This is a genomic window from Mesorhizobium sp. ISC15 (genome assembly GCF_037162615.1).
In the GTDB taxonomy this organism is placed as follows: Bacteria; Pseudomonadota; Alphaproteobacteria; order Rhizobiales; family Rhizobiaceae; genus Mesorhizobium; species Mesorhizobium mediterraneum.
In genome coordinates this window covers 589,772-612,332 of sequence record NZ_JAVSPX010000001.1, presented here as the reverse complement: position 1 = coordinate 612,332, position 22,561 = coordinate 589,772, and the positions used below count along the sequence as shown (strand labels likewise).

Here is a 22,561-nt window from a genome sequence, read left to right as displayed (position 1 = left end):
CCATGGCCGCTGCCGATGAAGACGAGGAAAAGCCGCTCGACCCCGAAGTCGAAAAGGTGCGCAAGAAGCTCGTCCGCTTCGTCGCCATTAATCTCGGCCTGCTGTTCCTTGCCCTTATGGTGGTGATCGCAGCCCTTGTCTACAAAACGCGCACCGCGCCGCCGGCTAGCCCGCCACTGGCCGGCGACATCCAGGTGCCATCAGGCGAGCCGCTGACCGGCGACATCGTGCTGCCGGTCGGCGCCAAGGTCATCAGCCAGTCGCTCTCCGGCAATCGCATCTCCATCGATGCGGAGCTTGCCGACGGCAGCCGCGCCATTTTTGTCTACGCCATTACTGAGCGCCGCATCATCGGTCGCTTTTCGATCCGCAACAAATGACTGGTTTCGCCGAAAATCGCCGCGTCGCCACGGTCGCACTCGTGGTCAGAAACTATGACGAGGCGATCGCCTGGTATGTCGGCAAGCTGGGCTTTGTACTCACCGAAGACGTTGATCTTGGCGGCGGCAAGCGCTGGGTCACGGTGGCGCCGGCAGACCGACACGGCGCGCGGCTGCTTCTGGCAGAAGCGTCGGGCGACTTGCAAGCAAGCTGCATCGGCAACCAGACCGGCGGCCGGGTCTTTCTGTTCCTCGAAACCGACGACTTTGCCCGCGACCACGCGCTGATGCTCGAAAAGGGCGTCGAATTCCGTGAGGCGCCCCGACACGAGGCCTATGGCACTGTAGCGGTTTTCGCCGATCTCCACGGAAATCTCTGGGACTTGATCCAGCCAAAACGGTAAGCCTGCAACGGATATTTTCCCGGCACTAGAGACTGTCCGAAGGCCAGTTGCTTTTTCCCAGCCGTCAGCCTATATCGCCGGTTCTTGAACGCGCCCATCGTCTAGCGGTCAGGACACCGCCCTCTCACGGCGGGAACAGGGGTTCGATTCCCCTTGGGCGTACCAAGGATTTCAAATTTGCGTACACGGGTATCGCCGTCGGTCAAAGCCGGAGCCGTCGCTTCTGGTGCGGCGCCCTCAATTGAATTAGCATCGCTTCATGTAACCGAAGGGCCAAGGGTCCAGGACGGTGCGCAGAACGCCGCCGGGACGAATCTGTCGCGCAGCGAATAGATCGACGCTCGTCCTGGGGACGAGGAGATCGTAGGGAGAGAGGGCCAATGCAGAAACTGCAATCGCAGGGCGTCCATCACATCACGCTGGTCGGCGCCGGGCGCCAGACCTCCATCGACTTCTGGGAAGGCGTGCTTGGCATGCCTTTCATCTTCGAGCAGCCCAACCTCGACAAGGCCAGCGAAAGCCACCTCTATTTCGATCCGGGCGACGGCCGGCTGATCACCATCTTCACCGATGAGAGCCGCACGCCGGAGAAACGGCGCACGCCGACCGATCCGGGCTGCGTCCATCACATCGCGTTTGCGGTGTCGCGCGTTACCTTTCTGCAGGCGGTCGCCCGGCTCGACGAGCGCGCCATCAAGCATAGCGGCGTCAAGGATCGCGGTTTTATGGATTCGATCTATTTCGAGGATCCGCTCGGCCTGCTGATCGAGCTCGCCTCCTACCGTTTCGAGCCGCCGGCGGGCTTCACCCACGCCGACGTTCTGATGCAGGCGCACAAAATCCGCGTTGGGCGCGGCGACTACGCAATAGCCGAGGTGCATCTTGCCGACGCGATCCAGGCGCTTGTCGAGCGCTCACGCGCCACCTTGTCGGACGATCGGGCGCCGAAAAATCCATACTGACGACAGCACCCCGAGGGAGGAACACAATGGCAAAGACGACAACGAAGAGTGCGACGAAGCCGGCTGCCAAGGCCGCCACAAAACCAGTTGCCAAGGCAGCGACAAAGCCTGCAGCCAAAACGTTGAAAGCTTCCGCCAAGTCGGCAACGAAAGCCCCCGCAAAACCTGCAGCCAAGGCATCCGCGAAGTCCGCGCGGAAGGCCATAGCGAAATCAGCGAAAAAGTCCGCGCTGACGCTCAGCATGCTGAAGCCGAGCGTCAATAACATGAGCGTTCGGGTGTTTGCACGGGCGGCGGGGCTAGATCATTCCGAGACCGACGTATGGGGCCACACGCGCTCGCCTGAATACATGGCGCGAAACCCAGCCCATCTGACGCCGATGATCGAGGACAAGGGCTTGCCGAGAGGCGTGTTGTGGGAGAGCTGCGCCATCATGCAGTATCTCGCCAACAAGCATGGGCTGGAGAAATTGTATCCCAAGGCGCCGGCCAAGCGGGCAATGATCGACAGCGCCATGTTCTATCTGATCGGCACGCTTTACCCCTATGTGGCGCGCGCCACCTATCCTGCGCTGAATTTTCCGCAATATGCCGGCGAGGTCGGCCACAGCGACGCCCACCCTGACAGGAAATCGGAAGCCCAGAAGGCCGCGGCGGCCGCAATTGCCGAGCCGCTGGAGGTCTTTCACTCCTTCTTCAGGAACGGCAAGCCGTTCATCGGCGGCAAGAACCCATCGATCGCCGACATCCGCCTGGCGGCGACGCTGGAATTCCTCGCCGTCATCGACTACGCGCTGCCCCAATGGGCAAAGGAATATATGGCGGCGATCGAGAAGAAGCTCGGCAAGGCCTACGCGGAGCCGGCCAGCGACGTGCGCGGCTATATCGCCTATGTGAAGTCACAGGCCGAGGCGTGAGGCTTTCGCTCTAACGGTTGCTTCCTAAGCCGACCTAAAACAGAGGGCGAAAGCCCTGCCTTTTACTGGACGTAAGAATGTTTGAAGCGTCGACGAAGAAGCGACGGTTGACCTGGGGGCATAGGTCCCGATGATGGGGCCGCGCGGGTGGCGTCCATGGAAGGGACTGTACATGACCCGCAAACTACCTTTATTCGCCGCGTTCGGTTTGGCGCTTGCTGCCCTGGCGGCGTGTGACCAAACTCAATCAGGAGGAACGCAGGCGACGACCGCTGGCCAATTGCCGCCACCTCCAGCCGACACGATGACGCCGGCACCCGCAACCCCGCCAGCTCAGACCGCCCCTGTTCAGTAGCAGATCGTAGCTTCAAAAATGGAACCCTCGCCCAAGGCGGGGGTTCACTTTCGGCATCGCCAGAGCCCAACAGGTTGTTGCGCTTGTCGTTCAGGGACCGAATATCACAAGCTCGGTGAACGTCAGATCTCCAAGCGAGGGTGGTTTGGGGCCCTTGAAATATTTCAGCCCCCTGTTGTGGCGGTACCGCCCGTGCAGACCTGCAATCGGCTCCTTGGCGTCGACGACGCAAAGCAGGATGCCGCTTCGCAAGAGAAAGCGCCCCACAGCGCCGGCGCACCGGCTCAAATCCGCGAGGGAGCGGCAATAGATGACCTGATAGCACGGGACAAGACCGCGCAATATTCGGCGCGGCATCAATACGAAAGGAAACGCCACGCCGTCGCAAATGCAAATCAATGACATGCAGCCCAGCGCGGAGTGTTCCGAGAGTATGTATCTCTCACTGTCGGGCAGCATCGCCATTTCCGCAAGATCGGGACGAGCCTCGAGCACGCGATATGACTGCGGCACTGAATTCAAAGCCGGCAAGAAGGCGAATTGTCCGGTGGAAAAGGGGCGAAAGCCGAGCGCCCAGTTAGCCTTTAATGTCGCGGGCGCCGGCGAAATATTCGTGTACGTCACGTCCCTTTGCTTGAGAATCGTCGTAACCAATTTGGCGCCATAGGGACGGGATTCCGCGTCGACGGACCAGCTTGAAAGGTTGCAGCGGACTTCGTCCCCTTCCTGCCCGCGATAACGGGTATATAGGGTCAGCACAACGCCAACGATCCGACCAGCCTTCTCCAAAGCCAAGCCGTATTGTGGGAACTCGGCGACGGCAGGCCGCTGCGACAAACGGGTCAGCGCCTGTATCCAGTAATTCCGGTCACGCTTCGGAAAGCCCCGGCACAGGCAGTCAACCACCCCTTCCCAATCAGCTTCGCGAATTGGTCGACAGAGAACGTCGGGAGGGAGGGCGCCAAGCACGGCCATAAAACGACTTCCAGAATACGATAGTTACTTCGATATGTCTCACGCGCCAACATGTTGGTGCACAACGATTAATAGTCTGTGCTGGTTTTAAAAACGACTTTCCGCATTCATCACGAAAACGCCGATCAAGGTTGGCCAGGACGCGTCGGTGAGCAGCCCGCCAGCTAAGGATTTGTTAACCAAAGCCCTATCTACTGATCGGCAATTCACCCCCAATCCGTGACCACGGATGTACTGGCGCGGGCGAGGTGAAAAGGAAAGGTCGGCCATGTGCCGGCCTTTTTGCTCTCAAGGGCCATTTCGCCCGGGAAACTGCGGCCTGACTTCGCGAATTGCCGGGCATCAAGCCTTCGCAAAACATATTGTCATCGTCACCATTGTCCGTACCATATCGCTGTGCGGGCAAGGCGGAAGGACGAGGACTTGCAATGAAACGCGCTGCAGGGCTGTGGGTGATTGCGGGCGCGGTATTGGCAGGCGCCACCTGTCAATCGAATGCCGCATCGCTCAACACCATGGATGATGTCGGGGCTGCGATCCAGGCGTGCTGGACCCCGCCGGCAGATGCCGGGAATTCAACCGTCACGTTGAGCTTCAGCTTCAAGCGCAATGGCACGCTAATCGGCCCGCCAAGGCCGGCTGCCATCAACGTGACCGGCGACGCGAAGGCACGACAATCCTTTGTCGATGCCGCGATCGCCGCCGTGGAAGACTGCTTGCCGCTGAGCTTTTCGCCGGCGCTCGCCCAAGGGATTGCAGGCAACGTCTTCACCCTGCAATTCAGCTCGCCCAAACAGTAACGCCATCCCAAGCAAAAGCTCGCTCGTTTCCGGGCGGCCATTCAGCCACGCATAGCCCGGTGGCGCCGATCCCAAGCGATCGGGCCTAACGCCGGTTCGAGATGTTAGAGCGGTTCAGCTTTTGATAGAATCGCCGAACCGCTCTAAGTATTTGTTCTTACGTAATTCCGGACGGAAAACCGCTACGCACTTTTCCTGGAATTGCTCTAGTGCTGCCCACGCCTCGCATTGACATGGCGCGCCAATTCCGGCGTTTCGAAGACGTAGTCGCTCCAGGCCGATTCCGGAATCTGGCCGGCCAGATAGCATTCCAGCAAAAGACTTTGCTCAGGACTGAGAGGTCTCGGCGCGCGCTCATGGTCCAGTCCAAGCGAATGAAACAGATTTCTGGTCAGGCCCGAGACAGTGAAGTGAATCGACATGCGCGTCTCCTTTGACCGTCCAGCGCATGGCCCAAGACCGGAAAGGACCATGCGCCAAATCAAAACGTTACAGCGGCCTTTCGCCCAAAGGGACGCGCGGCGCTGCAATGGCCATTTAACGCCGAAGACAGGACAAAGGTTTCAGTGCGAAACTGCCGGTAACGCCGGATTGATCGGAAATTCACCGGTCGATCGAGGAGTCCGAAACCTGCCAGTCAGGTCAAATTTTCGGCAGTGGCGCGGGTAGCCGGCGTTGTTTTTGGTTTCGTCTCAATCTTGAAACAAAAGTGCAATATTGAATTTACGCGAATACATGTAATACACTAGTATTAAAGTCTCTTGAAACTGCAATCTCGCTGGAATTAGGTGGTGCTCATTTAGAGAACCCTTATTCACCATCAACAAAGAATGCGGTTCCAGGTTATCGGCAGAAACAATGGCAATGGTCGCTCCAATGACACGCTTCTGGTCTGACATGTTTCTTGTGCCGGTATTGGTGACGGCATTTATGCTCGGCACTTCCTCTTCATACGCGGATAGTTGCAGCGCGATCAAAAGCCAAATGCGTTCGGCCGAACGCGGCGGCGGGTCGAGCCCGCAGCTTGCGCAGTTTCGCCGGCAGCTTGTTGCGATCCAACGGTTGGAGAAACAGCGCCAATGTTCGGCCAAAAGTTCGCTGGTCGGGTTCTTCTTCAACCCTTGTGCCGATCTCGTCAGGAGCAAGGCAGAGGTGCAACGCCAGATCGCGGCCGCATCGAATGCGGGCAGGAATACAGCCGGCCTGCGGGCCAGGTTCGCCGCCCTGGGCTGCGCGCCCACCGCCAAGCAACAGAATCGGCAGAAAGAGCAGCAGCAGGACCAGCGTTCGGCAGCCAAAACCCAGTCCGCTGGCCTGAAATATGCTGGCAGCCCGATGCTGTTTTGCGTGCGCCTGTCGGACGGATATTTCTTCCCCGCGCCAAAATCGCAGTTCGCCAAAAGAGACGATCTGAAGGAGACCGTCGATCAGTGCCGCTACATTTGCGACGATCCCGGTGTCGACCTCTATACGCTGGAGGATGCCAGCCTCGAGACCGAGGCGATGGTCGCTCTCGAGACGCGAAAACCCTATACGGAGCTTGCGGCCGCTTTCCGGTACCGCGACGACGCGAATTTCAAGGCTTGTAGCGTCAAGCGGTATTCCCGGCGGGTCGCCGAACTCAGGGCGCGGACGGTAACACCCGCCAACATGGCCAACGCCATCATTCCATTGCCGACGACAAAGCCGGATCTTGGCGCCGTTGCAGAAATTCTCGAACCCGATGCCAAAGCTCCGGATCTCGGGGCTCCCAATGCCGAAGCCAAGGGCGCCGCTCAGCATCAGTCGATCGAAAAATTAACCGAAACGCGGCCGGTAAGGGTGGTCGGGCCGGCTTTCTTCCCCGAAAACTGACCCCGTGGAGCTTAATTTAGATCACCGTTGAATGCCGGTCGGCTATTCGCAGACCATGCGGACCCGTTTTCCGGGTTGGCTGACATTCCTGCAAGTGAGCGGTTTTGCCGGCTCGGATGACGGCGTCGGCGGATCTTTGGAAATCCTGGTGATTTGCCTTCTCGGCGCCACGGGGGTGTTGGTTCTGCGGACCTCGGCTTTTTTCGGCGTTTGGGGCGCCACAGGAAACACATCGGTCTGCAACTGCGGCTGTTCGGCTTGCGCCTGCTGCGGCGGCCTGTCCCAGAACCGCCGGACATCGAGCGGCCTTGGAATGACGACGGTGCCGTCATAACTGCGCGAGCAGCCGCTCCCGAACAGCAGCATCGGGCATAGCAAAAAAGGCAGAATCCGTCCCAACATCGACAACACCCTTACGGGATTGTAACGCGGCTTCGGTTCTAGCGGCAACCGTCGGAATATCGCGGGCAAAATCAAAGTGCCGCAGCGTCCGTAGCGCGCCCGAAACGAGGCGCGGCGCTGCAGTTTGGCGAATGCGAATTCGCCCCAGTTTGGAGCGGCGCAACAACCGAATTCCAAATCCGATGCACTGGTCACGGTCCGTTAAGGTTAGCGGAACGTTGATGCTTGTGGGGCACATTCCGGCGCGCCGCCGGCCGGCGGTTCCGAGAACGACATGGCGCAGTCATCGCCGGTGCAACCGCCGCTGCCCGTATACGGAGCCGCGTCCGGGCGGGCGCTGCTGCAGCCGCCACCGGTTCGTCCCCGCACCAGCGCGCCGGCAGGCACCGGGCATCGGCTGGACATCCTCGTTGCCGAGGACAACGAGGTGAACCAAATGGTTTTCACTCAGATTCTCGGCGAGACCGGCTACGGCTTCGAGATCGTCGGCAATGGCCGCAAGGCGCTCGATGCCTTCGGCAGGCTCAATCCGCGCATGATCCTGATGGATGTTTCGATGCCTGAGATGAACGGCCACGACGCGACCGCCGCTATTCGGCGGCTGGAACAAGAGACCGGCGCGCATGTCCCGATCGTCGGCGTCACCGCGCATGCGCTGAAGGGTGATCGCGAACGATGCCTGGAGGCGGGCATGGACGATTATCTGCCCAAGCCCGTCAGCCCCAGGGCCTTGCTCGAAAAGGTCGAACGCTGGCTCGGCGCGGACGGCGAAATCCAGCGCAACGCGGGATAGGCATCCGGTCAGGCTGCAGAAGTTCACTTGAGATTCGGCGACGCGTTGCGGACGAAACTATGGCGCGATCGCACCATACCAAAGCGTGCGCCAGGTTGGGACAATAAGCACATTCGAGTTCCGCTCCTCCAGTTACGGGCGGGAGCAGCGACCGCCGGCAAGAAACAGGGTCAGATTTACCCCAACGGACCTGTTTCGGCGATGGCGCGGCCATGACCTCCTTTGGCCGCATGCAACGCGCTCCCGCCCGGATTTTCTTTTTCGGCGCAAATTGCACCGCCAGTCGAAGGGAAATGCCGGCTGGAAACCGTGCAAGCTGCTGATTCCAGCGGCAAACCACGGCTGTGCCGGCGAGACCCGCGGCGCTTCCCTTTCGACATGGCTGTGCGGCGTTACCGGGCTGACATCAAACTGTCATGCGACTGTTATAATCGGGGGCTATTGGCCTCAGCGGGCGCCGAAGGAATGGCGCCGAGAGACCATATTCCGAACAGGAGCAGGCCACATGAAGAAATTCCTCCTTACGGCGTCGGCCGCGGCGCTTGCGCTCGCCGCGTCGGCTGGTTATGCCGCCGCGCGCGACCAGATTCAAATCGTCGGTTCGTCCACAGTGTTCCCCTTCACGACGGCTGTCGCCGAAAAGCTCGGCCAGAGCGGGCAGATCAAGACCCCGGTCGTCGAATCGACTGGCACCGGCGGCGGCATGAAGCTGTTTTGCCAGGGCGTCGGCGAAAATACCGCCGACTTCACCAATGCCTCGCGCGCCATCAAGGACAGCGAGCTTAAAACCTGCAAGGCAAACGGCGTGACGCCGGTCGAGATCAAGGTCGGCTTCGACGGCATCGTGCTCGCCAACTCGAAGGCAGGGACTGTCGTCGATCTGACCAAGGAACAGGTTTTCAAGGCGCTCGCCAAGAATGTCGCAGTTGACGGAAAGGTCGTCGCCAACCCCTACAAGAACTGGTCGGATGTCGATGCGTCGCTTCCCGCGACAAAGATCGAAGTGCTTGGCCCGCCGCCCACGTCTGGCACGCGCGACGCGTTCGTTGAACTCGTCATGGATGCGGCCTGCCAGGAAGAGGTGAAGGCGGCTAATGAAAAGGGCTGCGGCGAAATCCGCGAAGACGGCGCTTTTGTCGAGGCCGGCGAAAACGACAATCTGATTGTCCAGAAGCTGGAAGCCAACCCCAATGCCTTCGGCATCTTTGGTTTCTCGTTCCTTGACCAGAATGCCGACAAGCTGCAGGGCCACAAGGTCGACGGCGTCGAGCCGACCTTCGAAAACATCGCATCCGGCAAGTACGGCGTTTCCCGCTCGCTCTTTATCTATGCCAAGAAAGAGCATGTCGGCGTCATCCCCGGCATGCAAGAGTTCATCGCAGAGTACACCTCGGAGGGTGCATGGGGTCCTGAGGGTTATCTGGCCGACAAGGGCCTGATCCCGCTGCCGGACGCCGAGCGCGCCACGTGGGCCGAAAACGCCAAGGCCCTGAAGGGCATGGGCTCCTGATTTTTTCGGGGTCCGGGCAAATATCCGCTCTGACCCTCATGCTCTAAAGCACAAAGCGCGGGACCAACGTCCCGTGCTTTGAGCCGGTGAATGGCCGGCGGTCGAGGGGACGTCCTGAATCATGGTCGGTTATCTCGTTGTTCTTCTGTTAGTTCTGGCTGCTGCGGCCTATTGGATAGGCCGCACACGCGCCATTGCCAGTGTCAATGGCGACGTCGCCCGGCTGCATTCGCTGCCTGGCCAGCATGGCATGTTCCTGGCGCTTTTTGCCGCCGGTCCCGCGCTGCTTGCGATCGTGCTGTGGTCGATGGTGACGCCGGGAATTGAATCGTCGATCATTGCCGACCGCTTCTCCGCCGAGTTGTCGGGAATGGGCATTCCGCAGGTCGAAGCTTTCATCCGCGACGCTCGCGCGATGGCCTTTGGCGGGCTTGTCGGCTTCGCCGATCCCACGAAAGAGGCGGCCGCGGCCGTCTACAAATCGATCCATGCGACCAGCGCCTGGATCATCTGGGGGATCGCGCTCATACTGTCCGCGTCCGGATTTTACTGGGCCTATTCGCGCATCGCACAGGCCTACCGGGCGCGCCACGTGGTCGAGCGCGTTCTTCGCGCATTCTTGATCACCTGTTCGGCGGTCGCGATCCTGACGACGATCGGCATCGTCTTGTCGCTCATCTTTGAATCCTTGCGGTTCTTCCAACAGGTGCCGCTCTATAAGTTCCTGTTCGGCACGCATTGGTCGCCACAGAGCGCCTTCACCGGCGCCGGAGCGGAAGCCGGGGCGGTCAACCAGGACATTTTTGGCATGGTGCCGCTGTTTGCCGGCACGTTGCTCATCACCTTCATTGCCATGCTGGTAGCTGCGCCTATCGGGCTGATGGCTGCGATCTATCTTTCGGATTACGCCTCCAAAAGCGTCCGCGCGGTCGCAAAGCCGGTATTGGAAATCCTTGCTGGCATTCCGACCGTCGTCTACGGTTTCTTCGCTGCGCTGACGGTTGCGCCCTACTTCCGTGGTCTGGGCGAAAGCCTGGGTCTCAACGTTGCGTCAGAATCCGCGCTCGCCGCAGGCGTGGTCATGGGTATCATGATCATTCCCTTTGTTTCCTCGCTTTCCGATGATGTGATCAACGCCGTTCCGCAATCCCTGAGAGACGGTTCTGCCGGCCTCGGCGCGACCAAGTCTGAAACCATCCGCAAGGTGATCCTTCCCGCGGCCCTTCCGGGCATCGTTTCGGCGATGCTGCTCGCAGTCAGCCGCGCAATCGGTGAAACAATGATCGTGGTCATGGCCGCGGGGCTGGCGGCAAATCTCACCGCCAACCCGCTCGAAGCGGTCACCACCGTGACGGTGCAGATCGTGACGCTGCTTGTGGGCGATCAGGAATTCGACAGCGCCAAGACGCTTGCAGCCTTCGCGCTCGGCCTGGTGCTGTTCTGCATCACGCTTACCCTCAACATCGTCGCTTTGCGCGTCGTCCAGAAATACCGAGAGCAATATGACTGATGCGATCTCGTCATTCGGTGCCGTCGGACGGCCGGTCAGTATTCATACCGACGACGCCGCGAAGGCGCGGCTAAAGGGTCGTTACCGTGCGGAAACATGGTTCAAATGGCTTGGCGCCGCAGCCGTCGCGTTGGCCGGCTTATTCCTTGTGCTGCTCCTGTCGACGATCGTCACGCAGGCGATCCCGGCGCTGCGGCAGAACTATCTGACGCTGCCGATCGATCTTTCGGCGGCCAAGGTCGACCCGGCGAAACTCGACGCCGTCAACTACGACGCCATCGCCCAGGAAGCGCTTACGGCAAAATTTCCGGATGTGACGAGCCGTCAGGACAAGCGCCTGCTGCGCGGACTGATTTCCACCGGCACAGGCGTGTTCCTGCGCAAAGATATCGCTGCTGATCCGGGGATGCTCGGAGGAACGGTGGACTACGCGGTTCCACTTGACGATTTTGCCGACCTTTATCTCAAGGGTTTGCTTGCCGACGTCGGTTCGGACGAGGCGATTTCGACAAGCGTCACGCCTTCGCAAAGCAGCGGCGACATCGATCTGACCTTCGGCGACGATGCCATGCTGGCGTTGGCGCGCGGCCATGGTGCGACCGAGGGCGAAAACGGCATGCTCACGCTGACGAGCGGCGCGTCGTCGCTGCTGGTCGCGTTCAATGGCGGCACGGTCAAGCTGACCGCGCTGTCGCCTGGGGCCAACGGAACGGCGGTCGCAAAGGGCACGGTGATCGAGGCGCTGGACAGCACGGCGCCAGCCGCGAGCGGCCAGGCATTCCTGCGGGTCATCGACACGCCGGAAGCATCGCGAAAGATTTCGGACAAGGTGATCGTCTGGCTCGATACGCTGAAGAGCGCCGGCCTGATCGAAAGCCGGTTCAACTCGATCTTCTTCTTCACCGGCGCAAGCCGCGAGCCGGAACTGGCCGGTATCTGGGGCGCGGTCGTCGGATCGTTCCTGACCATGATCGTAACGCTCGCCATCGCCTTCCCGATCGGCGTTTCGGCGGCGATCTATCTTGAGGAATTTGCGCCCAAGAACCGGCTGACGACGATCATCGAAGTGAATATCAACAATCTGGCGGCGGTGCCTTCGATCGTCTTCGGCCTGCTTGGACTTGCCGTATTCCTGAATTTCTTCGGCCTGCCGCGCTCGGCCCCGGTGGTCGGCGGCATGGTGCTGGCGCTGATGACCCTGCCGATCATCATTATCGCCTCACGCGCTTCGCTGCGCGCCGTGCCACCGTCGATCCGCGAGGCGGCGCTTGGCATCGGAGCGTCCAAGGTCCAGACCGTATTCCATCACGTCCTGCCGCTGGCGATGCCGGGTATCATGACCGGCACCATCCTCGGAATGGCGCATGCGCTGGGTGAAACCGCGCCGTTGCTGATGATCGGCATGGTCGCCTTCATCGTCGACATTCCCGGTGGCTTCACCGATCCCGCGACGATCCTGCCGGTGCAGATATTCATGTGGGCCGATTTTCCTGAAGCGGGGTTCCAGCAGAAGACTTCGGCGGCGATTTTGATTTTGCTGGTGTTTTTGGTCATCATGAATGCCATCGCGGTGATACTGCGCAGGCGCTTCGAGCGGCGCTGGTAAGGAGTAGAGGATATGAACATCATGACGGAAGCCAGCGTCGAGCAGAAACTGAGTAGCGGAACCAACGAGCCTTCGATCAAGATGAAGGGCGAAAAGGTCTCCGTTCATTACGGCGAGAAGCGAGCTCTGTTCGACGTGGATCTCGATGTCCGCGAGAACCAGGTGACGGCGTTGATCGGCCCATCGGGCTGCGGCAAGTCGACCTTTCTGCGTTGCTTGAATCGAATGAACGACACGATCGACATCGCGCGGGTAAGCGGCAAGATCACGCTCGACAACGAGGATGTCTACGACCCGAAAATCGATGTCGTCGAGCTGCGAGCTCGCGTCGGCATGGTGTTCCAGAAGCCGAACCCGTTTCCGAAGTCGATCTACGAAAACGTCGCCTACGGTCCGCGCATTCACGGTCTGGCCAGGAGCAAGGCGGAGTTGGACGGCATCGTCGAATCGAGCCTGAAGAAGGCCGGCCTGTTCAACGAGGTCAAGGATCGCCTGCTCGAGTCGGGCACTGGCCTTTCCGGTGGCCAGCAGCAGCGTCTGTGCATTGCGCGCGCCATCGCTGTGTCGCCGGAAGTGATCCTGATGGACGAGCCTTGTTCGGCGCTCGATCCGATCGCCACCGCCCGTGTCGAGGAACTGATTGACGAACTGCGCCAGAACTACACGATCGTCATCGTCACCCATTCGATGCAGCAGGCAGCGCGTGTGTCGCAACGCACGGCGATGTTCCATCTCGGCTATCTGGTCGAGGAGGGCGCGACCGACAAGATGTTCACCAACCCCGACGACAAGCGCACCCAGGACTACATCACCGGCCGGTTCGGCTAAGCGGTCCGGCTAATTTTCGAGCACGAGGACAGTATCATGGGTGAACATACCGTCGCATCTTTCGACGAGGAATTGGAGCACATCGACAGGCTGATCCGCGACATGGACGAGCTCGCCGCCGCGATGGTCGCAGCGTCGATCCGCGCGTTGCTTGCGTCAGATAATGCGATGGCGCAGCGCGTCGTCTCGGATGACGCCATCATGGATGCGCGGCAGCGCGAACTCGACGACAGCGCGATCACGCTGATCGCCAAGCGGCAGCCGATGGCGCAAGATCTGCGCGCCGTGGTTGGCGCAATCCGGATGGCCGGCGATCTCGAGCGCATCGGCGACCTGGCCAAGAACATAGCCAAGCGGGTCAGCGCCGTCGGGCAGAGCGCCACGCCGCGTAATCTCTCGCACGGTATCGACGCGATGGCGGATCTCGTTCTCGAGCAGCTCCGCGGCGTGGTCGAGCACTATGTGTCGCGCAACGCCGGCGCGTTGAAAGAGCTGCGCGCCGCCGACGAGAAGATCGACGTGAAATACACGGCGGTTTTTCGCGAACTCCTGACCTACATGATGGAGGACCCGCGCAACATCACCGCCTGCACGCATCTTCTGTTCTGCGCCAAGAATCTCGAGCGTATCGGCGATCATGTCACCAACATCGCCGAAAACGCCTACTATGTCGTGACCGGGCAGCAATTGCCGGCGGATCGACCGAAGCTCGACGAAACGACGATGTCGGCGTCGGCGACATGACAGGGGTAACCGGCCGATGATCGCGCCGCGCATCATGGTGGTGGAGGACGAAGAGCCGCTGGGCGTCCTCCTTCGCTACAATCTGGAATCCGAAGGCTATCAGGTCGAGGTGGTGACGCGCGGCGACGAGGCCGAAATCCGGCTTCAGGAAAACGTGCCCGATCTTCTGGTGCTCGACTGGATGGTGCCGGCGGTTTCGGGCATCGAGCTTTGCCGTCGCCTTCGGGTGCGTCCCGAAACCGAGCGGCTGCCGATCATCATGCTGACCGCGCGCGGCGAGGAAAGCGACCGGGTGCGCGGCCTCTCGACCGGGGCCGACGACTATCTGGTCAAGCCGTTCTCGACACCGGAATTCATGGCCAGGGTCAAGGCGCTGCTGCGCCGCGCCAAGCCCGAAGTGCTGTCCAGCGTGCTGAAGGTCGGTGACATCATGCTCGATCGCGAATCGCACAGGGTCTATCGCAAGAAGAGCGAGATCCGGCTCGGGCCGACCGAATTCCGGCTGCTCGAATTCATGATGCGGCACCCGGGTCGGGTGTTCTCGCGCAGCCAGTTGCTCGACAATGTCTGGGGCGAGACGATCTACATCGACGAGCGCACGGTGGACGTCCATGTCGGCCGGCTGCGCAAGGCGGTCAACAATGGCCGCATGCCCGATGTCATCCGCACCATCCGCGGCGCGGGCTATGCGATCAGGGAAGACTGAACAGACTGCCTGAATTCAAGCTGCGTTCTTCCATTCAGGCCACGTGCTTCCTGGCCGTGCCGGACTTCCCTTGCGCGCCCGGCGCGAAAATCTCCTGGTCGACGAAGCTCAGCGCTCGCATGGCGCAGCCTTCGCGGATCAGCGGCAGCTCGTTCGGCTCGGTGTCGAAGGAAATCGAACCCGAATGCTGACCGCCGGCGGTCTGAGCGATGGCCTCGCGCAGGGCCGGCTCGATCAGGTCGAAGGCGGCAGCGCTGGCGCCGACCATGGCGACCGGCGCCGGATCGATCAACGCGAACAGGCTGCCAAGCCCGAAGCCGAGCGCTTCGCCGGCCTTGCGGTAGGCTTCGCGCTCGGGTCCGTCCGTCTGGCGCGCCCGGGCCGCCAGTGCCCGCATCTCGGCGTCGCTGACATCGGCGACCGGCTCGGCGTTCTCGCTCAACTGCCTTGCATTGCGCCAGATGGCGTAGTTGCCGGCATAGGCCTCGACGCAGCCGCGCCGCCCGCAGCGGCAAAGCGCGCCGCCCGGCCGGTGGATCATGTGGCCGAATTCGCCGCCTGAGGAATGGGTGCCGGTGAACAGTTCGCCCTTCAGCACCAGCCCCATGCCGATGCCGTGGGAGAGCAGGATGGCGATGAAATCGTCGCGGTAGCGATCCGGGTCGCGCCAGCGCAGCGCCACGGCCATCATGTTGCAGTCGTTCTCCATGATGGCCGGGATGCCGAACTCACGTTCCAGAATGTCGGCGAAGGCAATGTTCGTCTGCGGCGTGATCGGCGACCACAACATGGCGCGCGCATGGGAATCGGTGATGCCCTGGATCGCCAGCGCGATGCGGGCGACGCTTTGGACATCGAGATCGGGATCTTCGAGCCGGCGCCGGACGATGGCGACACATTCGTCGATCAGCTCGTCGCGCGACATGGTCAGCGTGTCCAGCCGGCGCTGTTCCTCGGCGACCACTTGTCCGGCATAATCGATGACGGCGACCGAAAGGAAATTCAGCGACAACACGACGGCCAACACCGCTGCCGCTTCCGGATTGAGGCTAAGGCCGACCTGCGGCCGGCCGCGTTTCAGCGAAACGGTCTCGCTCGCTTTGCTCTCGGTCAGGATGCCTTCCTGGATGAGGTCGGAAGAGATCGCCGATATGGTCGAATGGCTGAGGCCGGTGGTCGCGGCGATCTCGGTTCGCGACGGCTGGCCTGCCCGGCGTACGGCCGAAATCACCATCGCCCGGTTGCGCCGACGCAAATCGTCATGACGGATTCCAACCGACATTCTTTTGCTTCCTCCCTCTTGCCGCGGCCGCTCATGAACCGGAAGCCGTCGGTAGCGTCCGACAAATACTGGCAGAAGCAGAAGGCCCTGTCATTGTTTATTCCGGGGCTCGAAAAAAGTCGGCAGGGACATCAAAATCCATCAGAATTGATGTTGACAGCGCTTCGGCGTTGGACCAGTATTTTTTCGAGGCTCGAAAAAATAGAGCCTTTGTGCCGGCCTTCGGGCCAGTTTGGTCGCGCCGTATCGCGGCGCAGGGAGGACTATCATGAAGAGATTCGCAGCCGCCATCCTGGCGGGGGTCGCCATGTCGCTGACGCTCGCGTCGGTCGCACAGGCGAAGGACAAGGTCATTGGCGTTTCGTGGTCGAACTTCCAGGAAGAGCGCTGGAAGACCGACGAAGCCGCCATGAAGACGGCGATCGAGGCTGCCGGCGACAAGTATATTTCCGCCGATGCGCAGTCCAATCCCGGCAAGCAGCTGACCGATGTCGAGAGCTTGATCTCGCAGGGCGCCAACGCGCTGATCATCCTTGCGCAAGATGCGTCGGCCATCGGGCCGGCGGTGCAAAAGGCGCTGGACGAAGGCATTCCGGTCGTCGGCTATGACCGGTTGATCGAGAACAAGGACGTGTTCTATCTGACCTTCGACAACCAGGAAGTCGGCCGCATGCAGGCCCGCGAAGTGTTCAAGGTGGCGCCGGAAGGCAACTACGTCTTCATCAAGGGCTCGGGCGCCGATCCGAATGCCGATTTCCTGTTCGCCGGCTCCATGGAAGTGCTCAAGGATGCCATCGACAGCGGCAAGATCAAAAATGTCGGCGAGGCGTATACCGACGGCTGGCTTCCCGCCAACGCCCAGAAGAACATGGAACAGTTCCTGACCGCCAACGACAACAAGGTCGATGCGGTGGTTGCCGCCAATGACGGCACTGCCGGTGGCGTCGTCGCGGCGCTGACGGCGCAAGGCTTGGCCGGATCCGTCCCGGTGTCCGGCCAGGACGGCGACCATGCAGCGCTGAACCGCATTGCGCTCGGCACACAGACCGTATCGGTGTGGAAGGACGCGCGAGAGCTCGGCAAGAACGCCGCCGAGATCGCCTCGCAGCTTGCCGACGGCAAGCAGATGACCGACATTGCGGGCGTCAAGGACTTCACCACGCCGGGCGGCAATGCCGTCAAGTCGCTGTTCCTGACGCCGATTGCCATCACCAAGGACAATCTCAACGTCGTCATTGACGCCGGCTGGATCAAGAAGGACGAAGTCTGCGCGGGTGTCGCCGCGGGCAGCGTTGCGGCCTGCAACTGATCTGGATCATTTCGCAAGGAAACGAACGCCGCGGCTGTCAGGCCGCGGCGTTTTTCGAGAGGCTTTCCGCTTCAAATGACCGTGGAAAGCAAATAGCATTCTGTTCCGGCATCCGCGCCAGACGGCAACCCGGTCGGAGGACATCATGACCGACACGGCATCCAACCCACCGGTCGCCCACACGGCCGAAGACCGGGCGCGCGAATCCGAGCTCAGCGCCATCGGACGGTTCCTCAAGGCAACCGAGCTCGATATACGCATGCTCGGCATGGTCGGCGCTCTGCTGGTCATCTGGGTTGGAATTCACATCCTGTCGGGTGGGCTTTTCCTCACGCCGCGCAATCTCTGGAACCTGTCGGTGCAGACCTCCTCGGTGGCGATCATGGCGACCGGCATGGTGCTGGTCATCGTGATGCGCAACATCGATCTTTCGGTGGGCTCCGTCGAAGGCGTGATCGGCATGGTGATGGGCGTGGCGCAGGCCGAATTCCTGATCCGCGTCATGGGGCTCCAGGTGGGAAATCCCTGGATATGGATTATCGCATTGGCTGCCGGTGTGGTGCTCGGCCTCATGATAGGCGCGCTCCAGGGCTTCATCATCGCTTATCTCGAGGTTCCGGCCTTCATCGTGACGCTGGGCGGCTTGCTGATCTGGCGTGGCATGGCGTGGCTGATGACGAGCGGGCGCACCGTCGCGCCGCTCGACGCCACCTTCCAGCTCATGGGTGGCGGGCCGCGTGGCTCGATCGGGGCAACCGCAAGCTGGATCGTCGGCGTTCTCGCCTGTGCGGCCGTCGCTTTCATGCTGCTCAACGGCCGGTCGCAGCGCAAGCGGTTCAAGTTTCCGCTGCGTCCTGTCTGGGCGGAGAGCTTGCTTGGTGTTGTCGCCTGCGCCGCCATCCTCGGCGCCGTGTGGATCGCCAATTCCTATCCCTGGCCAATCGGCATCGTGCGCCAATACGCGCAGCGGAACGGCATCACCGTCCCCGAAGGCGGGCTGTTCATCGCCCATGGCATCGCCATACCGGTGCTGATTGCGGTCGCAGTGGGCATCGTCATGACCTTCATCACCAGGCGCACCCGTTTCGGCCGCTATGTCTTTGCCATTGGCGGCAACCCGGAAGCGGCGGAACTCGCCGGCATCAACACGCGCTGGGTGACCATGAAGGTGTTCATGATCATGGGCATATTGGCCGCAATCAGCGCGGCGATTGCGTCGGCTCGCCTCAATGCCTCGACCAATGCGCTGGGTACGCTGGACGAGTTGCTGGTCATCGCCGCAGCCGTCATCGGCGGCACGTCGCTGGCCGGCGGCTCCGGCACGGTGCTCGGCGCCATGCTGGGCGCGCTTCTGATGCAGTCATTGCAATCCGGCATGGTGTTGCTCGGCATCGATTCACCGCTTCAGAGCGTCGTCGTCGGCGCCGTCCTGGTGATCGCCGTCTGGCTCGACACCGTCTACCGCAAGCGCGTTTAGGGAAGGGCGATCATGGTTGACACAACTGCTCGCACAGGCACGCCGTTGATCGATATGCGGAACATCTCGATTGCCTTTGGTGGTATTCGCGCGGTCGACGACGCGTCGATCGACCTTTTCCCGGGCGAGGTGGTGGCGCTGCTCGGCCACAACGGTGCCGGGAAGTCGACGCTGATCAAGATCCTGTCCGGCGCCTACAAGCGCGACTCGGGCCAGATATTCGTCAATGGCGAGGAGGCCTCGATCTCCAATCCGCGCGATGCCAAGAAATACGGCATCGAAACGATCTACCAGACGCTGGCGCTCGCCGACAATGTCGACGCCGCCGCCAACCTCTTCCTCGGCCGCGAGCTGATGACCGGCTGGGGCACGCTCGACGATGGCGCCATGGAGGCCGAGGCGCGCAAGGTGATGGGCAGGCTCAATCCCCGCTTCCAGCGCTTCAAGGAACCGGTGGTCAAGCTTTCGGGCGGCCAGCGGCAGTCGGTGGCGATCGCGCGCGCCATCCTGTTCAACGCCCGTATCCTGATCATGGATGAGCCAACGGCGGCATTGGGGCCGCAGGAAACGGCGCAGGTCGGCGAACTGGTCATGCAGCTCAAGGCCGACGGCATCGGCATCTTCCTGATCAGCCACGACATCCACGACGTGTTCGAGCTTGCCGACCGCGTCTGCGTGATGAAGAATGGTCAGGTCGTTGGAACGGCGCGCACCAGCGACGTGACCCAGGACGAGGTGCTCGGCATGATCATCCTGGGGAAGTGTCCGCCCGGTGCCATTCCGGGGCCAGGTGCGCTGAAGATCGCAGCCTGAGGCTTTAAATAGCCGGCTAAATATCTGCGACATGATATGCCAGCCGTCGTGATGGTTTGGCCGCGCCATTGTGTTGGCGCGGGGACTTGCCCATAAAGGTCAGGAACCGTTCATGGGCCGCAGCAGCAATTGAAGAAGTTCTTTCCGACCGTCGCTTTCATCGCCGTCGCGCTGATCAGCCTGACGATGGCGGGATTCGCCTATTTCGCGACGCAGGAAGCGGCGCGCATCAAGTTCGAGGCGACGGCGGACGACGCGCTCAACCGGATCGATAGCCGCATTGACCTGCATCTGTCGCTGCTGCGATCGACCCAGGCGCTGTTCGACGCTCGCAATGGCGGCATTTCGCGGGGCGAGTTCAAGGCGTTTTTCGATGCGCTTGGCATTAACGACAATTTCGCCGGCCTGCGCGGCATAGGCTTTCTCAGACTGGCGAGAGCCGGCGACGAGGCAGCGGTCGAGCGTGCCATCCTGCACGACTATGGCACCAGCCATGCCGTCTATCCGGATACGACATTGCCGTGGCGTACGCCCATCATGCTGTTCGAGCCGCTCGACGCTTCCAATCAATCCAGCATCGGCTACGACATGTTCACCGACCCGGTGCGGCGCGAGGCGATCGAAAAGGCGATGGCCGACGACCAGCAGCACGCGACCGGGCGCGTGCAGCTAGGCCAGGAGACAGGTGCTGCGCAAACCTTCACCGGCTTCCTGGTTTTCGTGCGGCTCAACGTCGAAACCGCGCCGGACGGCATCGATGCGTCCAGATCCTCGACATCAGGCTTTCTTTATGCGGCCTTCCGCGCCCGCGATCTGTTCCAAACCGCGCTCAGCCGGACGCCGCTGCTGCCGGTGAACATCGAAATCTATGACGGCAAGGTGGATGCCGACCATCTTTTGTTCCAGTCGGAAACGCCGCCGGTGTCGACCTTCGGCGACAGGCTGCTGGCTTCCCGCAAGATCACCATCGCCGGACGTCCGTGGACCATCCTGTTCAGGCCGACAAGCGCCTTCTCGCAACCCTCCTCGCGCGCCATTCCGGTGATGCTCGGCCTGTTCGGGCTGTTGCTCGCAGGCACCATCGCGCTGGTGGCACGCTATCAGGAGCGGGCCTATGACGCGGTCTCGCTGCTTCACGAGACGACGGAAAAGAGCCTGCTCGAAAAAGACCTGATGCTGCAGGAAATGAAGCACCGCATCAAGAACTCGATCACGCGGGTGCTGGCGATCGCGCGCCAGACGGCGTCGCACGCCACCGACGTCCACGAGTTCTCCTCCTCCTTTTCGGCCCGGTTGCAAGCGATGGCGGCCTCCCAGGACATGCTGACGCGCTCGCGCTGGCAGAAGGCCGATCTCGGCGATCTCTTGCGCATCGAGCTTGGCCAGGTGTTCGGCAAGGAGCTTCCCGAGGGGATATTGTCGGGGCCAGAGGTGCTGCTCGACGAGACGACAACGCAAGCGCTCGGCCTGACCTTTCACGAACTGGCGACGAATGCACTGAAATATGGCGAAACCGGCAACTCAGTCGGCTCGCTCAAGGTCGACTGGTCGGTCGAAGGTCGCAGGCGCGACAGGACGCTGGTTCTCAACTGGCGCGAAGTTGGCCAGAAGAAGCTCGAAGCACCTGTCAAAACCGGTTTTGGCACCAAGCTGATCGATTTGAACGTGACACGCGAATTGCGCGGTACGATCAATCGCGATTTTCACGATGGCGGATTGAGCGTGGAAATCAGGATTCCACTGTCGGGCTGAAACGCTGCCGCAAACCGACCGTTTTCGAAGGCGCAAGCAAGCAGAGACCGGACGAGCCGGTCTCTGCTTCTATTGCCTCGTGCGTTTGAACGGATCAGCAGCGAGCCGTATAGAGACGGCCACGGTTGTCGCGGTACTGGCAATAGCCATTGCGCAGGTTGCGCACCAGCAAGCCGGAACCGGCACCGATGGCTGCGCCGACAAGCGCACCCTTGCCTCCGTCAATCAGGCCGCCGGCCAAAGCGCCGACACCGGCGCCGACGCCGACATCCCGCTCGGTGGTGCTGCAACCGCTGACTGCGACCACGGCAACCATGGCAATAATCATCTTCCGCATAGAGTCACTCCTCGCTTTGTCCTCACTTGTAGCTCCACCCGTCACTTATCATGCGAAAAAGGGTTTTGCCTGCTCGATTTTATTGTTGGCTAAGAGAATCTTTTACGGGGCGCGCGCCGTTCGAAACAACCTCGACGTTGGAAATCTCAACGGAAGCGTCGAGCGTGCCGTCTGGACGCACATTCCAGACGATCTGGTCGTAATCATCCTCCAGTGCCGGATCGACGGGCAGGCATTTGGCAATTACGCGCGGGGCCTGAACTTGCACATCGCCCAAGGCGAACGGACGCTCGGCGGTGCATTCCTGAGCGGTTTCGAACACGCTCACCGATGCGGGCAGTTCGCGGCATTCGGTCATTGTGTTCGAACAACCAATGACCAGCAGCACGGCAGCGATGTGTTCCATGGCGACGGTCCTCTCGCCATAAGAAACGGGCCACATTCGCCAAAGTTCCTGCGATGCAGGCTGGCGCGCGATTGATTCGAAAAACAGGTCAACATGAGGCAAGCACAACCCGCCGGCCACTTTGGTTTCGATGCTCTAGATCAACTGGAACGCGGCGGCCAGGACGACCGCCGCGGCCAGCGCAATTGCGGCGACGCCGGGGGTCGGGAGGGAAGCACGGGGCGATGGCATCGCGGATGCTTCGAGATCCTGAAACCCGCCCATCGAAACGCGTGCGGCCTGTTCCAGCCTGTTGATGTCGGCAACCGTCAAAGCCACTCCTCCCGTGCTGCGCAGCAAACTGCGATCGAAAACGTCATGCGTCGCGGTGCCTGGGAAAAACAGCATCGGACTTTATGGTGAACAAGTGGTTAAAGCCGGGGCGGCCGGTATCAGTCCA

At 61.2% G+C, this 22,561-nt stretch carries 24 protein-coding genes, 1 tRNA gene and 1 pseudogene; 18 read left to right on the top strand and 8 right to left on the bottom strand.

What is annotated here, in order from left to right; all coding sequences use genetic code 11:
• Positions 1-2 precede the first annotated feature (2 nt).
• From RPG13_RS03045 to RPG13_RS03025, 5 genes are all read left to right on the top strand, one after another.
• A complete protein-coding gene (locus RPG13_RS03045) occupies positions 3-380 on the top strand; it encodes a fimbrial protein (RefSeq protein WP_337124356.1) in 378 nt (125 codons plus the stop codon).
• The gene (locus RPG13_RS03040) at positions 377-784 is read left to right on the top strand and encodes a VOC family protein (protein ID WP_127204281.1); all 408 of its coding nucleotides are present in this window, start codon (positions 377-379) and stop codon (positions 782-784) included. The genes RPG13_RS03045 and RPG13_RS03040 overlap by 4 nt, the downstream gene beginning before the upstream one ends.
• A gap of 90 nt (positions 785-874) precedes the next feature.
• A tRNA-Glu gene (locus tag RPG13_RS03035) sits at positions 875-949 on the top strand.
• A gap of 215 nt (positions 950-1,164) precedes the next feature.
• Positions 1,165-1,746 carry a VOC family protein gene (locus tag RPG13_RS03030; protein ID WP_127204280.1) on the top strand — a complete coding sequence of 194 codons (582 nt, stop codon included), beginning with the start codon at positions 1,165-1,167 and terminating at the stop codon, positions 1,744-1,746.
• 26 nt (positions 1,747-1,772) lie between these two features.
• On the top strand, positions 1,773-2,663 hold the full coding sequence (locus RPG13_RS03025) for a glutathione S-transferase family protein (RefSeq protein ID WP_337124355.1): 891 nt from the start codon (positions 1,773-1,775) through the stop codon (positions 2,661-2,663).
• Between the two features lie 445 nt (positions 2,664-3,108).
• On the opposite strand, the gene RPG13_RS03020 is transcribed toward RPG13_RS03025, so the two are convergent.
• The gene (locus RPG13_RS03020; protein WP_245329979.1) at positions 3,109-3,993 is read right to left on the bottom strand and encodes a hypothetical protein; all 885 of its coding nucleotides are present in this window, start codon (positions 3,991-3,993) and stop codon (positions 3,109-3,111) included.
• Positions 3,994-4,421: 428 nt separating this feature from the next.
• Between RPG13_RS03020 and RPG13_RS03015 the strand changes: the two genes are divergently transcribed.
• Positions 4,422-4,793: a hypothetical protein gene (locus RPG13_RS03015; protein ID WP_127288593.1), complete on the top strand. Its 372-nt coding sequence runs from the start codon at positions 4,422-4,424 to the stop codon at positions 4,791-4,793.
• 206 nt (positions 4,794-4,999) lie between these two features.
• Here the strand turns inward: RPG13_RS03015 and RPG13_RS03010 are convergent, their stop codons facing one another.
• Positions 5,000-5,215: a hypothetical protein gene (locus RPG13_RS03010; RefSeq protein ID WP_292401395.1), complete on the bottom strand. Its 216-nt coding sequence runs from the start codon at positions 5,213-5,215 to the stop codon at positions 5,000-5,002.
• A gap of 270 nt (positions 5,216-5,485) precedes the next feature.
• A complete protein-coding gene (locus RPG13_RS03005) occupies positions 5,486-5,911 on the bottom strand; it encodes a hypothetical protein (RefSeq protein WP_245465468.1) in 426 nt (141 codons plus the stop codon).
• 34 nt (positions 5,912-5,945) lie between these two features.
• On the opposite strand from RPG13_RS03005, the gene RPG13_RS03000 reads away from it, so the two are divergent.
• Positions 5,946-6,647 (top strand): DUF2865 domain-containing protein, encoded by a 702-nt coding sequence (locus RPG13_RS03000; protein ID WP_337124354.1) that lies wholly within the window; start codon positions 5,946-5,948, stop codon positions 6,645-6,647.
• 328 nt (positions 6,648-6,975) lie between these two features.
• Here the strand turns inward: RPG13_RS03000 and RPG13_RS02995 are convergent, their stop codons facing one another.
• Positions 6,976-7,212: a hypothetical protein gene (locus RPG13_RS02995; protein ID WP_337124353.1), complete on the bottom strand. Its 237-nt coding sequence runs from the start codon at positions 7,210-7,212 to the stop codon at positions 6,976-6,978.
• 168 nt (positions 7,213-7,380) lie between these two features.
• Between RPG13_RS02995 and RPG13_RS02990 the strand changes: the two are divergent.
• From RPG13_RS02990 to phoB, 7 genes and pseudogenes are all read left to right on the top strand, one after another.
• Positions 7,381-7,842: pseudogene (locus tag RPG13_RS02990) on the top strand (response regulator); the annotation flags it as partial.
• 505 nt (positions 7,843-8,347) lie between these two features.
• Complete coding sequence (locus RPG13_RS02985) at positions 8,348-9,352, top strand: PstS family phosphate ABC transporter substrate-binding protein (protein ID WP_126104619.1); 1,005 nt, start codon at positions 8,348-8,350, stop codon at positions 9,350-9,352.
• Between the two features lie 121 nt (positions 9,353-9,473).
• A complete protein-coding gene (gene pstC, locus RPG13_RS02980; RefSeq protein ID WP_126104620.1) occupies positions 9,474-10,862 on the top strand; it encodes a phosphate ABC transporter permease subunit PstC in 1,389 nt (462 codons plus the stop codon).
• Complete coding sequence (gene pstA, locus RPG13_RS02975; protein WP_337124352.1) at positions 10,855-12,468, top strand: phosphate ABC transporter permease PstA; 1,614 nt, start codon at positions 10,855-10,857, stop codon at positions 12,466-12,468. The genes pstC and pstA overlap by 8 nt, the downstream gene beginning before the upstream one ends.
• A 12-nt stretch (positions 12,469-12,480) precedes the next feature.
• The gene (gene pstB, locus RPG13_RS02970) at positions 12,481-13,296 is read left to right on the top strand and encodes a phosphate ABC transporter ATP-binding protein PstB (protein ID WP_095487180.1); all 816 of its coding nucleotides are present in this window, start codon (positions 12,481-12,483) and stop codon (positions 13,294-13,296) included.
• A gap of 36 nt (positions 13,297-13,332) precedes the next feature.
• Positions 13,333-14,040, top strand: a complete 708-nt coding sequence (gene phoU, locus RPG13_RS02965) for a phosphate signaling complex protein PhoU (RefSeq protein WP_126104622.1) — start codon at positions 13,333-13,335, stop codon at positions 14,038-14,040.
• A 16-nt stretch (positions 14,041-14,056) separates the two neighbouring features.
• Positions 14,057-14,746 carry a phosphate regulon transcriptional regulator PhoB gene (phoB, locus tag RPG13_RS02960; RefSeq protein ID WP_031254097.1) on the top strand — a complete coding sequence of 230 codons (690 nt, stop codon included), beginning with the start codon at positions 14,057-14,059 and terminating at the stop codon, positions 14,744-14,746.
• Between the two features lie 34 nt (positions 14,747-14,780).
• Here the strand turns inward: phoB and RPG13_RS02955 are convergent, their stop codons facing one another.
• Entirely contained in the window at positions 14,781-16,028 is a 1,248-nt protein-coding gene (locus tag RPG13_RS02955; protein WP_095487176.1) for an ROK family protein, read from the bottom strand.
• Between the two features lie 268 nt (positions 16,029-16,296).
• Here RPG13_RS02955 and xylF point away from each other — a divergent pair, with 268 nt between their 5' ends.
• From xylF to RPG13_RS02935, 4 genes are all read left to right on the top strand, one after another.
• Positions 16,297-17,337, top strand: a complete 1,041-nt coding sequence (gene xylF, locus RPG13_RS02950; RefSeq protein WP_095487174.1) for a D-xylose ABC transporter substrate-binding protein — start codon at positions 16,297-16,299, stop codon at positions 17,335-17,337.
• A 145-nt stretch (positions 17,338-17,482) separates the two neighbouring features.
• Positions 17,483-18,814 carry a sugar ABC transporter permease gene (locus RPG13_RS02945; RefSeq protein ID WP_095487172.1) on the top strand — a complete coding sequence of 444 codons (1,332 nt, stop codon included), beginning with the start codon at positions 17,483-17,485 and terminating at the stop codon, positions 18,812-18,814.
• A 12-nt stretch (positions 18,815-18,826) separates the two neighbouring features.
• Positions 18,827-19,627 carry an ATP-binding cassette domain-containing protein gene (locus tag RPG13_RS02940; protein ID WP_095487170.1) on the top strand — a complete coding sequence of 267 codons (801 nt, stop codon included), beginning with the start codon at positions 18,827-18,829 and terminating at the stop codon, positions 19,625-19,627.
• 129 nt (positions 19,628-19,756) lie between these two features.
• Complete coding sequence (locus RPG13_RS02935; RefSeq protein ID WP_126104625.1) at positions 19,757-21,379, top strand: CHASE domain-containing protein; 1,623 nt, start codon at positions 19,757-19,759, stop codon at positions 21,377-21,379.
• A 94-nt stretch (positions 21,380-21,473) separates the two neighbouring features.
• On the opposite strand, the gene RPG13_RS02930 is transcribed toward RPG13_RS02935, so the two are convergent.
• The 3 genes from RPG13_RS02930 to RPG13_RS02920 form a co-directional block, all read right to left on the bottom strand.
• On the bottom strand, positions 21,474-21,716 hold the full coding sequence (locus RPG13_RS02930) for a YMGG-like glycine zipper-containing protein (protein WP_095487166.1): 243 nt from the start codon (positions 21,714-21,716) through the stop codon (positions 21,474-21,476).
• A gap of 79 nt (positions 21,717-21,795) precedes the next feature.
• Complete coding sequence (locus RPG13_RS02925) at positions 21,796-22,122, bottom strand: hypothetical protein (protein WP_337124351.1); 327 nt, start codon at positions 22,120-22,122, stop codon at positions 21,796-21,798.
• Between the two features lie 135 nt (positions 22,123-22,257).
• Complete coding sequence (locus RPG13_RS02920) at positions 22,258-22,440, bottom strand: hypothetical protein (protein WP_245467561.1); 183 nt, start codon at positions 22,438-22,440, stop codon at positions 22,258-22,260.
• Positions 22,441-22,561 lie beyond the last annotated feature (121 nt).

Coding starts and splice junctions, on each gene's coding strand:
- RPG13_RS03025 (WP_337124355.1), top strand. CDS start 1,773: ATGGCAAAGACGACAACGAAGAGTGCGACGAAGCCGGCTGCCAAGGCC.
- RPG13_RS02930 (WP_095487166.1), bottom strand. CDS start 21,716: ATGCGGAAGATGATTATTGCCATGGTTGCCGTGGTCGCAGTCAGCGGT.
- RPG13_RS03010 (WP_292401395.1), bottom strand. CDS start 5,215: ATGTCGATTCACTTCACTGTCTCGGGCCTGACCAGAAATCTGTTTCAT.
- RPG13_RS02945 (WP_095487172.1), top strand. CDS start 17,483: ATGACCGACACGGCATCCAACCCACCGGTCGCCCACACGGCCGAAGAC.
- RPG13_RS02925 (WP_337124351.1), bottom strand. CDS start 22,122: ATGGAACACATCGCTGCCGTGCTGCTGGTCATTGGTTGTTCGAACACA.
- pstA (WP_337124352.1), top strand. CDS start 10,855: ATGACTGATGCGATCTCGTCATTCGGTGCCGTCGGACGGCCGGTCAGT.
- RPG13_RS03030 (WP_127204280.1), top strand. CDS start 1,165: ATGCAGAAACTGCAATCGCAGGGCGTCCATCACATCACGCTGGTCGGC.
- pstB (WP_095487180.1), top strand. CDS start 12,481: ATGAACATCATGACGGAAGCCAGCGTCGAGCAGAAACTGAGTAGCGGA.
- RPG13_RS02985 (WP_126104619.1), top strand. CDS start 8,348: ATGAAGAAATTCCTCCTTACGGCGTCGGCCGCGGCGCTTGCGCTCGCC.
- RPG13_RS03015 (WP_127288593.1), top strand. CDS start 4,422: ATGAAACGCGCTGCAGGGCTGTGGGTGATTGCGGGCGCGGTATTGGCA.
- RPG13_RS03045 (WP_337124356.1), top strand. CDS start 3: ATGGCCGCTGCCGATGAAGACGAGGAAAAGCCGCTCGACCCCGAAGTC.
- pstC (WP_126104620.1), top strand. CDS start 9,474: ATGGTCGGTTATCTCGTTGTTCTTCTGTTAGTTCTGGCTGCTGCGGCC.
- phoB (WP_031254097.1), top strand. CDS start 14,057: ATGATCGCGCCGCGCATCATGGTGGTGGAGGACGAAGAGCCGCTGGGC.
- RPG13_RS03020 (WP_245329979.1), bottom strand. CDS start 3,993: ATGGCCGTGCTTGGCGCCCTCCCTCCCGACGTTCTCTGTCGACCAATT.
- RPG13_RS03040 (WP_127204281.1), top strand. CDS start 377: ATGACTGGTTTCGCCGAAAATCGCCGCGTCGCCACGGTCGCACTCGTG.
- RPG13_RS02940 (WP_095487170.1), top strand. CDS start 18,827: ATGGTTGACACAACTGCTCGCACAGGCACGCCGTTGATCGATATGCGG.
- xylF (WP_095487174.1), top strand. CDS start 16,297: ATGAAGAGATTCGCAGCCGCCATCCTGGCGGGGGTCGCCATGTCGCTG.
- RPG13_RS02955 (WP_095487176.1), bottom strand. CDS start 16,028: ATGTCGGTTGGAATCCGTCATGACGATTTGCGTCGGCGCAACCGGGCG.
- phoU (WP_126104622.1), top strand. CDS start 13,333: ATGGGTGAACATACCGTCGCATCTTTCGACGAGGAATTGGAGCACATC.